Origin of the sequence: Rathayibacter sp. PhB186, from assembly GCF_003751825.1 — a bacterium.
Lineage (GTDB): Bacteria > Actinomycetota > Actinomycetes > Actinomycetales > Microbacteriaceae > Rathayibacter > Rathayibacter festucae.
On record NZ_RJKO01000001.1, the window covers coordinates 1,208,598 to 1,221,543 of the forward strand.

Here is a 12,946-nt window from a genome sequence, read left to right on the forward strand (position 1 = left end):
GCGTCGTCTCCATGCGCTTCTACGGTGGAACACCCTCCGGCGACCTCACCTACTCGGACGTCTTCCTCGTTCCCGGCCGGTCCTCCGTGACCAGCCGGCTCGACGTGTCACTCGCCCCCGGTGACGGCACCGGAGCCAGCATCCCGATCGTCTCCTCGAACATGAACTCGGTCACCGGGCCCCGGCTCGCGGCGACGCTCGCCCGGCGCGGCGGGCTCGGCGTCCTGCCCCAGGACATGCCGCTGCAGCAGCTCGACGCCGCGATCCGCTGGGTGAAGGGCCAGCCGGTCGCCTTCTCCGGGGCGCTCACCGCCTCGCCGTCGACGACCGTCGAGGAGGCGCTCGCGATCCTCCCGGCCGTCGCGGGCCACGGCTTCGTGGTGCAGGAGGAGGACGGCACGATCCTCGGCTGCGTCCCGGCCGCGCGGCTCGCCACGGCCCTGGAGGACGCCCGGCTCGGCGACCTCGTGCACGGCGCCTCCGCCTCGATCGACGCCGACGACGTCACCACCGCGCGCGCCGCCTTCGACCTGATGGTCGCGGCCGACCTCGACTTCGCCCCGGTGCTGCACCACGGCGCGCTGGTCGGCACGCTCTCGCGCACCGGCGCGCTGCGCTCGACCATCTACGACCCCGCGCTGGACGCCGACGGTCGGCTCCGCATCGCCGCGGCGGTCGGCATCAACGGCGACGTCGCGGCCAAGGCGCGCGCCCTCGTCGCCGCGGGCGTCGACGTGCTCGTGCTCGACACGGCGCACGGCCACCAGGAGGGGATGCTGCGCGCGCTGCGCACCGTCTCCGCGCTGAAGCTCGGCGTGCCGATCGCGGCCGGCAACATCGTCACCGCCGACGCGGTGCACGACCTCGTCGACGCGGGCGCGGACATCCTCAAGGTCGGCGTCGGCCCGGGCGCGATGTGCACCACGCGGATGATGACCGCTGTCGGGCGGCCGCAGTTCTCCGCGGTGCTCGAGACGGCGGAGCGGGCCCGCGAGCTCGGCGCGCACGTCTGGGCCGACGGCGGCGTGCGCTACCCGCGCGACGTGGCGCTCGCGCTCGCGGCCGGTGCGGCCTCGGTGATGATCGGCTCCTGGTTCGCCGGCACGATCGAGGCGCCGGGGGAGCTGCGCAGCGACGCGGCCGGCCGGATCTACAAGGAGAGCTGGGGCATGGCCTCGGCCAAGGCCGTGCAGGAGCGCTTCGACCGCCTCGACGCCTACGAGCTCGCCCGCAAGCGGCTCTTCGCCGAGGGCATCTCCTCGTCGATGATCTACCTCGATCCGCTGCGCCCCTCGCTCGAGGACCTGCTCGACATGATCACCTCGGGCGTGCGCTCCTCCTTCACCTACGCCGGGGCGCGCAGCGTCGCCGAGTTCCACGAGCGCGCGCTGGTCGGCCTGCAGTCGGCGGCGGGCTACGAGGAGGGCAAGGCGCTGCCGGTCAGCTGGTGACCGCTCGCTGGTGACCGTCAGCCGGAGCCCGGCGCGCGCGTGCTAGAACCGAGCCCATGACGATCGTCGACAACGCCGTGTACGTCGGCGGTCACCGCATCCGGAACCCCGACTCGCTCGAGGACACCTTCGAGCTGATGCGCGACGAGCACGGCATGGCCTGGATCGGGCTGTACCGCCCGAGCCGCGAGGAGGTCGAGGCGGTCGCCCAGGAGTTCGGGCTGCACCCGCTCGCCGTCGAGGACGCGCTGAGCGGCCACCAGCGGGCGAAGCTCGAGCGCTACGACGACGGGCTCTTCGTGGTGCTCCGTCCTGCGCGCTACGTGGACTCCGCCGAGACGGTCGTCTTCGGCGAGCTGCACGTGTTCGTGGGCCCCGACTTCGTGGTCACCATCCGGCACGCGGACTCGCCGGACCTGGCGGCGGTGCGCAAGCGGCTCGAGGGGGACTCGTCGCTGCTCTCCCGCGGACCGGAGGCGGTGCTCTACGCGATCCTCGACCAGGTCGTCGACGAGTACGCGCCGGTGGTGCAGGGCGTGCAGGGCGACGTCGACGAGATCGAGGACCAGCTCTTCGGCGACGGCTCGGACGACGGGCTCTCGGAGCGCATCTACCGGCTCTCCCGCGAGGTCATCCACTTCCAGCGCTCGGTGCAGCCGTTGACGGCGCTGCTGCGCGAGCTCGCCGAGGCGCCGGACGCGGCCCCGGGCGCCGACGCGACGCTCGACCACGTCGAGCTGCACCGCTCGCTCCGCGACGTGCTCGACCACACCATCCGGGTGACGGAGGCCGTCGACGCGCTGCGGGCGATCCTGGACAAGGCGCTGACCGTGCACTCGACGCTGGTCTCGCGGCGGCAGACCGAGACCGGGCTGGCCCAGAACGACGTGGTGCGGAAGATCTCCTCCTGGGCAGCGATCCTGTTCGCGCCGACGCTCGTCGCGGGCATCTACGGCATGAACTTCGACGACATGCCGGAGCTGCACTGGCGGCTCGGCTACCCGTGGGCGATCGGGCTGATGCTGGTCTTCGGCTTCGTGCTCTACGCCGTGTTCAAGCGCAAGAAGTGGCTCTGAGCGCGGCCCTGCCGGAGCCGGGCTGCCGCTAGACTCGACGCCACAATGGACGACCCCCCTTCTGCGCATCCGCCCTCGCACCGGCTCGTTCGGATCTCCCCGATCCCCTCGCGCTCGATCCTGCAGCCGCTCCCGCTTCCGCTGACCGGGGGTGATCCCCGTGGGCACTGAGTGGCTCCTGCTCGGCGTCGGCCTGCTGCTGACGCTCGGCACCGGCGTGTTCGTCGCCAGCGAGTTCGCGCTGGTCAACCTCGACCGCGCCGATCTCGAGGCCCGCCGCGACCGCGGCGAGACCCGCCTCGGCATGACGATCGCCGCCCTCCGCGTCACCTCGACGCACCTCTCCAGCGCGCAGCTCGGCATCACGCTGACGACGCTGCTCACCGGCTACACGATGGAGCCGGCGCTCTCGACCCTGCTGCGGGTGCCGTTCGGCGGGCTCGGGATCCCGGACGAGGTGCTGACGCCGATCATGACGGTGCTCGCGATCGTCATCGCGACGCTGCTGTCGATGATCCTCGGCGAGCTGGTGCCGAAGAACTTCGCGCTGGCGCTGCCGCGGGCGACGGCGAAGCTGGTCGTGCCGATCCAGACCGCGTTCACGACCGTCTTCCGCCCCGCCGTCGCATTGCTGAACGGCAGCGCGAACGCCCTGCTCCGCCTGGCCGGCATCGAGCCGAAGGAGGAGCTCTCGGGTGCCCGCAGCGCCGAGGAGCTCTCGAGCCTGGTGCGGCACTCCGCGAGCGCCGGACTGCTCGAGGAGGACACGGCCGACCTGCTCGGGCGCACCCTCCGCTTCTCCGCGCTCTCCGCGGGCGACGTGATGACGCCGCGGCTGCGGCTGTCCACGCTCGAGCGCTCCAGCACCGCGCAGGACGTCCTCGACCTCGCCCGGACCACCGGGCTGTCGCGCTTCCCGATCACGGACGACGACATCGACGACATCGTCGGCGTCGTGCACGTCAAGCAGGCGGTCGCGGTGCCGCGCGGCAAGCGCTCCGAGGTGCCCGTCACCGCGCTGCGCTCGGAGCCGCTCCGCGTGCCCGAGACGATGAAGCTGGACGTGCTGCTCACCGAGCTGCGCGGTCGCGGCTTCCAGCTCGCGGTCGTCGTCGACGAGTACGGCGGAACGGCGGGCGTCGCGACGCTCGAGGACCTCGTCGAGGAGCTCGTCGGCGAGGTGGCGGACGAGCACGACCGCTCCCGTCCCGACGTCGTCAAGCTGCCCGGCTCGACCACCTTCCCCGGCATGCTCCGGCCCGACGAGGTGCGCGACCGCGCCGGCGTGGTCATCCCCGAGGAGGGGCCGTACGAGACGGTCGCCGGATTCGTGATGAGCGAGCTCGGCCGTCTGCCCGCCGTCGGCGACGAGGTGCCCGTCGAGGGCGGGTCGCTCCGCGTCGAGCGGCTCGACGGCCGGCGCATCGACCGGCTCCGCTTCACCCCGGACCCCGACGCGGCGGGCGAGGGCATCCCCGACCCGCTCGCCGACGTGGGCCGGCCGCACCGAGGACGCCAGGAGGCCGACCATGAGTGACTGGGCAGGAATCGCCTGGCTCGTGGTGCTGCTCGCCGCGAACGCCTTCTTCGTCGGAGCGGAGTTCGCGGTCATCTCCGCGCGCCGCTCCCAGATCGAGCCCCTCGCCGAGAGCGGACGCCGCAGCGCGATCACCGCGCTCGCCGCGATGGAGCACGCCACCCTGATGCTGGCGACGACGCAGCTGGGCATCACCGTGTGCTCGCTGCTGATCCTCAACGTCAGCGAGCCGGCGATCCACCACCTGCTCGAGGTGCCGCTGCACGCGGTCGGCATCCCGGACGAGTTCTCGGGCACGGTCGCCTTCGTGATCACCCTGGTGATCGTCTCGTTCCTGCACGTCGTGCTCGGCGAGATGGTGCCGAAGAACATCTCGTTCTCGATGCCGGACCGCGCCGTGCTGCTGCTCGCGCCGCCGCTCGTCGCGATCGCCCGCGTGATCAGCCCGATCATCGTCGCGCTCAACGCGATCTCGAACGGGGTGCTGCGGCTCTTCCGCGTCGAGCCGAAGGACGAGGCGAACAGCACCTTCACGCTCGAGGAGGTGCAGACGATCGTCGACCAGTCGACCCGCGAGGGCACCCTGCGCAGCAACGGCACCCTCCTCGCCGCGTTCGAGTTCACCGAGAAGAAGGTGCACGACGTCGCGCTGCCGCTCGACGGCATCGTCAGCCTCCCCGCCGGAGCCTCGCCCGCCGACGTCGAGCGCGCCGTCGCGAAGCACGGCTTCTCGCGCTACGTCGTGCTCGGCGAGGACGGGCAGCCCGAGGGGTACATCCACCTCAAGGACGTCCTCGACCTCGACGGCGACACCGAGGGGCCCAAGTTCCGCCTGCCCATCCCGGCCAAGCGGATCCGCCAGCTCGCCTCGATCTTCGAGGCCACCGACCTCGAGGACGCCCTCGCGATCATGCGCCGCACCGGCGCTCACCTCGCGCGCGCCTTCGACGAGCAGGGCCGCGCGACCGGCGTCCTGTTCCTCGAGGACATCATCGAGGAGTTGGTCGGCGAAGTCGACGACGCCACCCGCCGCTGAGGCGCGGGCCGGGGAGGCGGCGCTCGCGGCGTTGTCGTCGGTCGCGATACCGCCGGTATCGCTCCCTCCTCCGCCTTGCGATCACCACCTCCCCGGCCCGCGCCTCGACTCGAGGCGGGGTGGCAGCGGCTTCGCCGACTGCGGTGGGCAGCAGCGGCTTCGCCGACTGCGGCGGGGCAGCGGCTTCGCCGACTGCGGTGGCCGGCAGCGGCTTCGCCGACTGCGGTGGGCAGCGGCTTCGCCGGCTGAGATGGGCAGCTGCTTCGCCGACTGGGCTTCACGGCGGAAGCGTCGCCGGCTGCGGGTGCGGCAGCGGCGGCCCTTCATGCTGGTCGAGTAGCCCCGCAGGGGCGTATCGAGACCCACCGTCTCCAGCAGGGCGGGACTGCAGACTCAGGTGCTGACGGTGGTGGATCTACTTGGAAGAGACGCCCGCAGACATGCTGGTCGAGTAGCCCCGCAGGGGCGTATCGAGACCCACCACCGCAGGAACGTCGGTCTCTTCCCCGCCCTGCGCTGGCGCCGAAGGCGCCCCCTCCGCTCGATACGCCCGCTCCGCGGGCTACTCGATCAGCATGGTGGGGCACCCGTGTTCGCCAGCGCGCCTCCATGCTGGTCGAGCAGCCCGCAGGGCGTATCGAGACCCGCCGTGATCGTGCGAGCACCCGCCGGAGTTCTGCTGCGGGTGGATCGCGCAGAGGGTGGCGTCGGGGGTGCGACCTAGGCTGGCGGGATGACGGATGGGCAGAGGGAGTTCGGGCTCGCGGAGGCGGCGCTGGTTGTGCGGGTGCCGCGCGCCGAGGACGACAAGTACAGCCGCGGGGTGCTCGGGATCGCGACCGGGTCCGAGCGCTACCCGGGGGCGGCGGTGCTCGGCGTCGAGGCGGCGGTGCGCACCGGGCTGGGGATGGTGCGCTACGTCGGGCCGGAGCGGCCGTCCGCCCTCGTGCTGGCGCGTCGCCCCGAGGTCGTGACCTCGGCCGGGCGGGTGCAGGCCTGGCTCCTCGGCTCCGGGACGAGCGCGGACGACCGCTCGGAGGACGAGCGCGCCGCCCTGCTCGAGCAGCTGCACTCGGGGGTCCCCGTGGTGCTCGACGCGGGCGCGCTCGACCTGATCGGCGAGGCCCGCGGGCCGGTGGTCGTCACTCCGCACTACCGCGAGCTCGCCGGCCTGCTCACACGGGCCGGGGTGGACGTCGACGCGGCCGCGATCGCCGCCGGCGCGAGCGGCTGGGCGCGGCGCACCGCCGAGCGCTTCGGGGTCTGCGTGCTGCTCAAGGGCAGCACCACGCACGTGGTCTCCGGGGGCACCGCCCACGAGGTCAGCGGCTCGACGCCCTGGCTCGCCACGGCGGGCAGCGGGGACGTCCTCGGCGGAGTGCTCGGCGCGCTGCTGGCCGGCCGGGCCGCGGATGCGGAGAGCCGGGGGACGACGCTCGGGGACGAGGATCTCGCGGCGGTCGCCGCCGCCGCGGCCGTCCTGCACGCGCAGGCCGGCGCGGCGGCGTCCGGAGGCGGGCCGATCGCGGCCCTCGACATCGCCGAGCAGCTCCCCGGCGTCGTCGCGCGGCTGCTGAACTGAAACGCCGCCATCGCCTGCCGCACTGAACCGATCGCGTCCCCGGCCCGTTGACACAGGAGAGACGGCCTTCCCCCGCGACCCGGTCATCGGAGCCGCACAGCCGTCTCATCGGAACCCCCGAGCTCCCGGCCCTAGCGTCGGAGACGACAGCCGCGTCCGACCCCCACACAGGAGAACAGACATGACCGCGAAGACCACGACTCCCGTCCGCTACGCCCTCACCCTCCTCGCCGGCGCCGGCACCCTCGCGGCCCTCGCCGCCTGCTCGAGCACCGCCACCGCCGGGACCGAAGACGCCGGCTCGAGCGCCGCCGCGACCAGCGCGCCCGCCGCGACCTCCAGCGCCGCCCCCGAGTCGACCGGTTCCGCGTCGACCGGCTCCGCCGCGACCGGCGCCTACGCCGACGGCACCTACGAGGCCGACGGCTCCTACACCTCGCCCGGCGGCAACGAGTCGGTCGGCGTCGAGCTGACCCTCGAGTCGGGCGTCGTCACCGCCGTCACGGTGACCCCCGAGTCCGAGAACCCGACCGGCCAGGAGTACCAGACCCGCTTCGCCAGCGGCATCTCGGGCGAGGTCGTCGGCAAGAGCCTCGACGAGCTCGACGTCACCAAGGTCTCCGGCTCCTCGCTCACCTCCGGCGGCTTCAACGACGCCGTCGAGACGATCAAGGCCGATGCCGCGGCCTGACCCTCTGCACCCTGACGCCGCGCCGGCCGCGACCCGGCGCGTCCTCGAGAACGCCTGGCGGTTCGAGGCGATCGGCACCACCTGGCAGATCGACACGGACGCGCCGCTGGACGCGCTCGTGCGCGAGCGGGTCCAGCGGCGCGTCGAGGCCTACGACCGCACCTGGTCGCGGTTCCGCGACGACTCCGCCGCCTCGCGCCTTCGGACCGAGCCCGGCGAGCACGTCTTCCCGGCGGAGGCGGTCGAGCTGTTCGCCCTCTACGACGAGCTCTTCGCGCTGACCGGGGGCGGCGTCACGCCGTTCGTCGGCGACGCCCTCGAGCAGCTCGGCTACGACACGGCCTACTCCCTGGTGCCGCGCGGCCCCGTCGCGCCGGCTCCGTCCTGGGCCGCGGCCCGCGTCGGCGGGGGAGCGACGCTCCGCACCGCAGCCGGAGTCGTGCTCGACGTCGGCGCGGCCGGCAAGGGTCAGCTCGTCGACCTCGTCCTGGACGAGCTCGCGAGCGCGGGCGTCGAGCGCGCCGTCGTCGACGCGAGCGGCGACCTGCGCGCCCGCGGGGTCGGCGCCTACCGCGTCGGCCTGGAGCACCCCTTCGACGCGAGCCGCGCGATCGGCGTCGCCGAGCCGGGCGAGCGCGCGCTCTGCGCCTCGGCCGGCAACCGCCGGGTCTGGGGCGACGGGCTGCACCACGTCCTCGACGGCCGCACCGGCCGCCCGGTCGACACCGTCATCGCCACCTGGGTCGTCGCCGACAGCACCCTCGTCGCCGACGGTCTCGCGACCGCCCTCTTCGTCTGCCCGCCCGAGGTGCTCGCCGAGCGCTTCGACTTCGAGTTCGTCCGCGTGCTCAGCGCCGGCGGCCTGCACTACTCGCCCCGCTTCCCCGGAGAGGTCTTCTGATGATCGGCACCCTCGATCGCGCCCTCGGTCGCATCACCATGTACCGGCTGGTCTGGCTGACGCTCGCCGCGCTGCTCGTGGTCGCGCTCGGCTACTCCGCCGCCGGGCTGATCTTCTTCACGCCGATCGAGATCGCGGCGACCGCCGTCGTGGCGATCGTCTCGACGACCGGGGCGACCTGGCTGATCGCCCGGCTGGTCGGCTCGCCCGCCCACCTCGAGTCCTCGCTGGTGACCGGACTGCTGATCGCGTTCCTGCTCTTCCCGACCTCGGAGCCGCGCGCCCTGCTGGTCGTCGCGCTGATCGGCGTGATCGCCGCGGCGTCCAAGTACGTGCTGGTCTGGCGCGGGCGCCACCTCTTCAACCCGGCCGCCGTCGCGGTGCTGATCGTCGGCATCGCGCAGGGCCTGCTGCAGGACACCCCGTTCGCGGGCTCGCTGACCGCCGCGGCCTGGGCGCTGCCCACCGGCGCGCTCTGGCCGTGGGTGCTGCTCGGCGCGCTCGTCGTCGTCGCACGGGTGCGCCGCTGGGCGATCGTCGTCGTCTTCATCGCGGTCGCCGGAACCGTCTCCGTGCTCAACTCGGTGATGAACGGCCAGGAGCCCGGAGCCGCGCTGTCGCTGGTCCTGACCGCGTACCCGTTCGTCTTCGCCGGCGCCTTCATGCTGACCGAGCCGCTGACCCTCGCCCCGCGCCGCTCCCAGCAGCTGATCGTGGCCGTCGTCGCGGCTCTGCTCACGACGGTCCCGTTCTCGCTCGGACCGCTGCACGCCAGCCCGGAGCTCGGCCTCGTCGCGGGCAACGCGATCGCGTTCTTCTTCGGCCAGCGCCGGCGGCTGTCGCTGGAGCTGCGCTCCTCGAGCGTCATCGCGCCGGGCATCATGGAGTACCGCTTCGCCCCGCGGACGCCGGTGCGCTTCGAGGCGGGCCAGTGGCTCGAGCTCGACGTGCCGCACCGCTCCGACGGCCGGGGGAGCCGCCGCACCTTCTCCATCGCCTCCGCTCCCGCCGACGGCGAGATCGCCGTGGCCATGCGGCTGCCCGAGAAGGCGAGCAGCTTCAAGCGGGCGCTCGCCGGTCTCGAGCCCGGCGCCGTGGTCCGCGCCACGAGCGTCGGCGGCGATTTCGTGCTGCCGGCCGACCCGGCGACGCCGCTGCTCCTGGTCGCGGGCGGCATCGGCATCACGCCGTTCGCGAGCCAGCTGACGGCGATCGCGGCCGGACCGGAGCGCGACGTGGTCGTCGTCTACGCGGCCGCCCGGCTGGAGGACGTGGCGTACCGCGAGCTCCTCCGCGCCTCCGGGGCCCGCGTCGTGCTGGTCTCGCCCGAGGCGCCGGATCGGCTGCCCGAGGGCTGGTCGCACGTCGCCGGACGGATCACGGCGGAGCGCCTCGCGGACGCCGTGCCCGACGCGCCGCGCCGGGTCGGCTTCGTCTCCGGCTCGCCCGCGTTCGTCGACTCCGTCCGCGGCGCCCTCCGCTCGGCCGGTGCGAAGAAGGTCCGCACCGACGCCTTCGCCGGGTACTGATGCGGCCGGTGGCCGCTCAGGGAGGAGTTCCCAGGGCTGTTCAGGGGTCCGATGAGGGCGCCGTCTACACTGACGCGGTGCCGACCCCTGCCGCCTCAGAGACCGCCGCCACCCGCGCCTCCCTCCGCCCCTCCGCCCGCCCGATCGCGTGGCTGCGCGAGAACCGCGACTCCGCCGCCGTGCTGTGGGGCGGCTTCGCCCTCGTGCACGTCCTGCTCTCCCTGCTGGCGCTCTACGCCCCGGGACTGCCGATGGGGGACGTCAGCATCGTCTACAAGGGCTGGATGCGGACCGCCGTCGAGGGCGGCGGGCTCGTCGGCTTCGACACCGGCTGGGTCTACCCGATCCTCGCCCTGGTGCCGATCAGCGCCGCCTGGCTCTTCGGAGAGGCGGGCTACGACCTGACCTGGCTCGTCGGCGTGATCGCCGTCGATGCGGCGGCCTTCGCCCTGCTCCTGCACCGCGGGATCCCCGCCCGGCTCGCTGCGGCGCGCTGGTGGCTGCTCTTCCTGGTGCTCCTCGGGCCGATCGCCGTCGGCCGGATCGACGCCTTCACCGTTCCGCTCGCCATCGCCGGACTGCTCTGGGCCTCCAGCCGACCGGTCGTCGCCGCGCTCGCGCTCACCGTCGCGACGTGGATCAAGGTCTGGCCCGCCGCCCTGCTCGGTGCCGCCGTCCTGGTGCTGCGCGGCCGCTGGCGGCTCGTCGCCGTCGGTGCCGGGCTCTCCGTCGCGATCATCGCCGGCGTGTATGCGCTCGGCGGCGGCGAGTACGTCTTCAGCTTCGTCACCGACCAGACCACGCGCGGTCTGCAGATCGAGGCGCCCGTCAGCACGCTCTGGATGTGGCTCTCGATCGGCGGCTGGGCCGGCAGCTACGTCTGGTACGCCGCCGACATCAACACCTTCGAGATGCACGGCCCGTTCACCGATGTCGCCGCGGAGCTGATGAACCCGGCGCTCGCGCTCGCGGTGGTCGGCACGGTGCTGCTCGGTCTCCGGGCGCTGCGCGCGAAGGCGTCGCCGGTGCGGCTGCTGCCGCTGCTGAGCCTCGGACTCGTCCTGGTGCTGATCGACATCAACAAGGTGCTCTCGCCGCAGTACATCGTCTGGCTGGCGCCGCCGGTGATCGTCGGGCTCGTCGTGGCCGGTCGCGACTTCGCGACGCCGGCGAAGCTGACCCTCGCGATCGCGGTGTTCACGCAGATCGTCTACCCGTACCTCTACCTCTTCCTGCTGTACTCGAACGCGGGCATGGTGCTGGCGCTGACCGTCCGCAACGTGCTGCTGCTCGTGCTGCTCGGCTGGGTGCTCCGCGAGCTGTGGCGGACGGGGAGCCGCGCTCGCGCTGCCGAGGGCGTGCGCGCTTAGGCTGGACGGCGGGTCCGGTGGTCGGATCCGCTGGGAGGTCCCTCGTGCTGGTCGCATTCTCCGTCGCTCCGTCCGGCGGTGAGGGTCCCGACGCCTCCGTCCACGACGCCGTCGCCGCCGCCGTCCGCATCGTCCGCGACTCCGGCCTGCCGAATCGCACGACCTCGATGTTCACCGAGATCGAGGGCGAGTGGGACGAGGTCTTCGACGTGATCAAGCGCGCGACCGAGGCGGTCGGCGCCTACGGGTCGCGGGTCTCGCTGGTGCTGAAGGCCGACATCCGGCCCGGCTACTCGGGCGAGATCGACGCCAAGATCGAGCGGCTCGGCCGCGCGCTCGAGGAGTGAGGCGCGCGGGAGCGCTCTCCGACTCGAATCGTTTCGATCCGCTTCCGATCCTCGCTATCGTGGTCCGGTGACCCTCTCCCCGGCCCGGACCCGCCTCGCCCTGCTCGCTCTCGCGATGGGGGGCTTCGCCATCGGCTCGACCGAGTTCGTCGCGATGGGGCTGCTGCCGCAGCTCGCCGCCGACCTGCTCCCGGACGTCTACGCCGCGAGCTCCGAGCAGGCGAACTCGCAGGCCGGACTGCTGATCTCCGCCTACGCGCTCGGCGTCGTCGTCGGTGCTCCGACGATCGCCGCGGCCGCCGCGCGCTGGCCGCGCAAGCGCCTGCTGCTGATCCTGCTGGCAGCGTTCACGATCGGGACCGTCGCCTCGGCCCTGCTGCCGACCTTCCCGCTCGTGCTGGCCGCTCGCTTCGTCGCGGCGCTGCCGCACGGCGCGTACTTCGGCATCGCCTCGCTCGTCGCCGCGGACCTGATGGGGCCGGGCAAGCGCGGCAAGGGCGTCGCCTTCGTGCTGTCGGGGCTCACCATCGCGAACGTCGTCGGGGTGCCCGCCATCACCTGGGTGGGGCAGAACGCGGGCTGGCGCAGCGCGTACCTCGTCGTCGCGGCGATCTTCGCGGCGACCGTGGTGGCCGTGTGGCTGCTCGTGCCGTTCCAGCGGGGGAACCCGGGCGCGACCGTGCGCAACGAGCTGAAGGCCTTCGGCCGGCTGCAGGTCTGGATGACCCTGCTGATCGGTGCGATCGGCTTCGGCGGACTCTTCGCGATGTACAGCTACATCACGCCGCTGTCGACCGAGGTGACCGGGTTGCCGCTGGGCGCGGTGCCGTGGATCCTGGTAGTGATCGGCCTGGGCATGACGGTCGGCAATCTGGCGGGCGGCTGGGCGGCCGACCGGAACGTGCGGCTCGCACTCGTGGTGCTGTTCCTCGGGGTGCTCGTGTCGCTGATCGGCCTGGCGCTGACCGCGACGTCGGTCGTGGGTCTGGTCGTGTTCACGTTCCTCGCGGCGGGCTTCTCGGCGGGGGCGTCGCCGGCCATCCAGACCCGGCTGATGGACGTCGCCCGTGACAGCCAGACCATCGCTGCGGCGCTCAACCACTCCGCGCTCAACATCGGCAACTCCGTCGGCGCCGCGCTCGGCGGGGTGACCATCGCCGCCGGCCTCGGCTACCTGTCGCCGATCTGGGTCGGCGTGGTCCTCACCGCGGCCGGGATCCTGCTCGCCTTCGCCAGCATCGCCATCGACCGCGCCCGCGGCACCGTCGACCCGCCGCGCGACCCGTCCCGCCCCGCCACGGGCAGCGTCCCGGTCAACGCCCTGTAGGGGCGCCGCGGCGGCGGCACATGCTGATCGAGTAGCCCGCGAAGCGGGCGTATCGAGATCCGCCAGCGCCGGACGGGGGGTCCGCAGGCCGCCCTGCTG

At 73.2% G+C, this 12,946-nt stretch carries 11 protein-coding genes; all 11 read left to right on the forward strand.

Annotated elements, in window-relative coordinates; translation table 11 throughout:
- Nucleotides 1-11 precede the first annotated feature (11 nt).
- Entirely contained in the window at nucleotides 12-1,451 is a 1,440-nt protein-coding gene (locus tag EDF45_RS05705) for a GuaB1 family IMP dehydrogenase-related protein (RefSeq protein WP_123735261.1), read from the forward strand.
- A gap of 56 nt (nucleotides 1,452-1,507) precedes the next feature.
- Nucleotides 1,508-2,527, forward strand: a complete 1,020-nt coding sequence (gene corA / locus EDF45_RS05710) for a magnesium/cobalt transporter CorA (RefSeq protein ID WP_123735262.1) — start codon at nucleotides 1,508-1,510, stop codon at nucleotides 2,525-2,527.
- A 160-nt stretch (nucleotides 2,528-2,687) separates the two neighbouring features.
- Nucleotides 2,688-4,064 carry a hemolysin family protein gene (locus tag EDF45_RS05715; protein ID WP_243582421.1) on the forward strand — a complete coding sequence of 459 codons (1,377 nt, stop codon included), beginning with the start codon at nucleotides 2,688-2,690 and terminating at the stop codon, nucleotides 4,062-4,064.
- Nucleotides 4,057-5,100, forward strand: a complete 1,044-nt coding sequence (locus tag EDF45_RS05720) for a hemolysin family protein (RefSeq protein ID WP_123444413.1) — start codon at nucleotides 4,057-4,059, stop codon at nucleotides 5,098-5,100. The genes EDF45_RS05715 and EDF45_RS05720 overlap by 8 nt, the downstream gene beginning before the upstream one ends.
- Nucleotides 5,101-5,833: 733 nt before the next feature.
- Nucleotides 5,834-6,682 carry an ADP/ATP-dependent (S)-NAD(P)H-hydrate dehydratase gene (locus EDF45_RS05725; protein ID WP_123735263.1) on the forward strand — a complete coding sequence of 283 codons (849 nt, stop codon included), beginning with the start codon at nucleotides 5,834-5,836 and terminating at the stop codon, nucleotides 6,680-6,682.
- A 181-nt stretch (nucleotides 6,683-6,863) separates the two neighbouring features.
- On the forward strand, nucleotides 6,864-7,373 hold the full coding sequence (locus tag EDF45_RS05730) for an FMN-binding protein (RefSeq protein ID WP_123735264.1): 510 nt from the start codon (nucleotides 6,864-6,866) through the stop codon (nucleotides 7,371-7,373).
- A complete protein-coding gene (locus EDF45_RS05735) occupies nucleotides 7,360-8,274 on the forward strand; it encodes an FAD:protein FMN transferase (protein ID WP_123735265.1) in 915 nt (304 codons plus the stop codon). Before EDF45_RS05730 ends, EDF45_RS05735 begins: the two co-directional genes overlap by 14 nt.
- Nucleotides 8,274-9,803: an RnfABCDGE type electron transport complex subunit D gene (locus tag EDF45_RS05740; protein ID WP_123735266.1), complete on the forward strand. Its 1,530-nt coding sequence runs from the start codon at nucleotides 8,274-8,276 to the stop codon at nucleotides 9,801-9,803. The genes EDF45_RS05735 and EDF45_RS05740 overlap by 1 nt, the downstream gene beginning before the upstream one ends.
- Before the next feature lie 77 nt (nucleotides 9,804-9,880).
- The gene (locus EDF45_RS05745) at nucleotides 9,881-11,173 is read left to right on the forward strand and encodes a glycosyltransferase family 87 protein (protein WP_185020088.1); all 1,293 of its coding nucleotides are present in this window, start codon (nucleotides 9,881-9,883) and stop codon (nucleotides 11,171-11,173) included.
- A 44-nt stretch (nucleotides 11,174-11,217) separates the two neighbouring features.
- The gene (locus EDF45_RS05750; RefSeq protein ID WP_123702710.1) at nucleotides 11,218-11,520 is read left to right on the forward strand and encodes a thiamine-binding protein; all 303 of its coding nucleotides are present in this window, start codon (nucleotides 11,218-11,220) and stop codon (nucleotides 11,518-11,520) included.
- A 115-nt stretch (nucleotides 11,521-11,635) separates the two neighbouring features.
- Complete coding sequence (locus tag EDF45_RS05755) at nucleotides 11,636-12,847, forward strand: MFS transporter (protein ID WP_123735604.1); 1,212 nt, start codon at nucleotides 11,636-11,638, stop codon at nucleotides 12,845-12,847.
- Nucleotides 12,848-12,946: the final 99 nt, after the last annotated feature.

Bases quoted from the DNA above. Each gene is read 5' to 3' on its own strand.
- EDF45_RS05705 (WP_123735261.1), top strand. From the start codon at position 12: ATGCGCTTCTACGGTGGAACACCCTCCGGCGACCTCACCTACTCGGAC.
- corA (WP_123735262.1), top strand. From the start codon at position 1,508: ATGACGATCGTCGACAACGCCGTGTACGTCGGCGGTCACCGCATCCGG.
- EDF45_RS05740 (WP_123735266.1), top strand. From the start codon at position 8,274: ATGATCGGCACCCTCGATCGCGCCCTCGGTCGCATCACCATGTACCGG.
- EDF45_RS05720 (WP_123444413.1), top strand. From the start codon at position 4,057: ATGAGTGACTGGGCAGGAATCGCCTGGCTCGTGGTGCTGCTCGCCGCG.
- EDF45_RS05735 (WP_123735265.1), top strand. From the start codon at position 7,360: ATGCCGCGGCCTGACCCTCTGCACCCTGACGCCGCGCCGGCCGCGACC.
- EDF45_RS05730 (WP_123735264.1), top strand. From the start codon at position 6,864: ATGACCGCGAAGACCACGACTCCCGTCCGCTACGCCCTCACCCTCCTC.
- EDF45_RS05755 (WP_123735604.1), top strand. From the start codon at position 11,636: ATGGGGGGCTTCGCCATCGGCTCGACCGAGTTCGTCGCGATGGGGCTG.
- EDF45_RS05725 (WP_123735263.1), top strand. From the start codon at position 5,834: ATGACGGATGGGCAGAGGGAGTTCGGGCTCGCGGAGGCGGCGCTGGTT.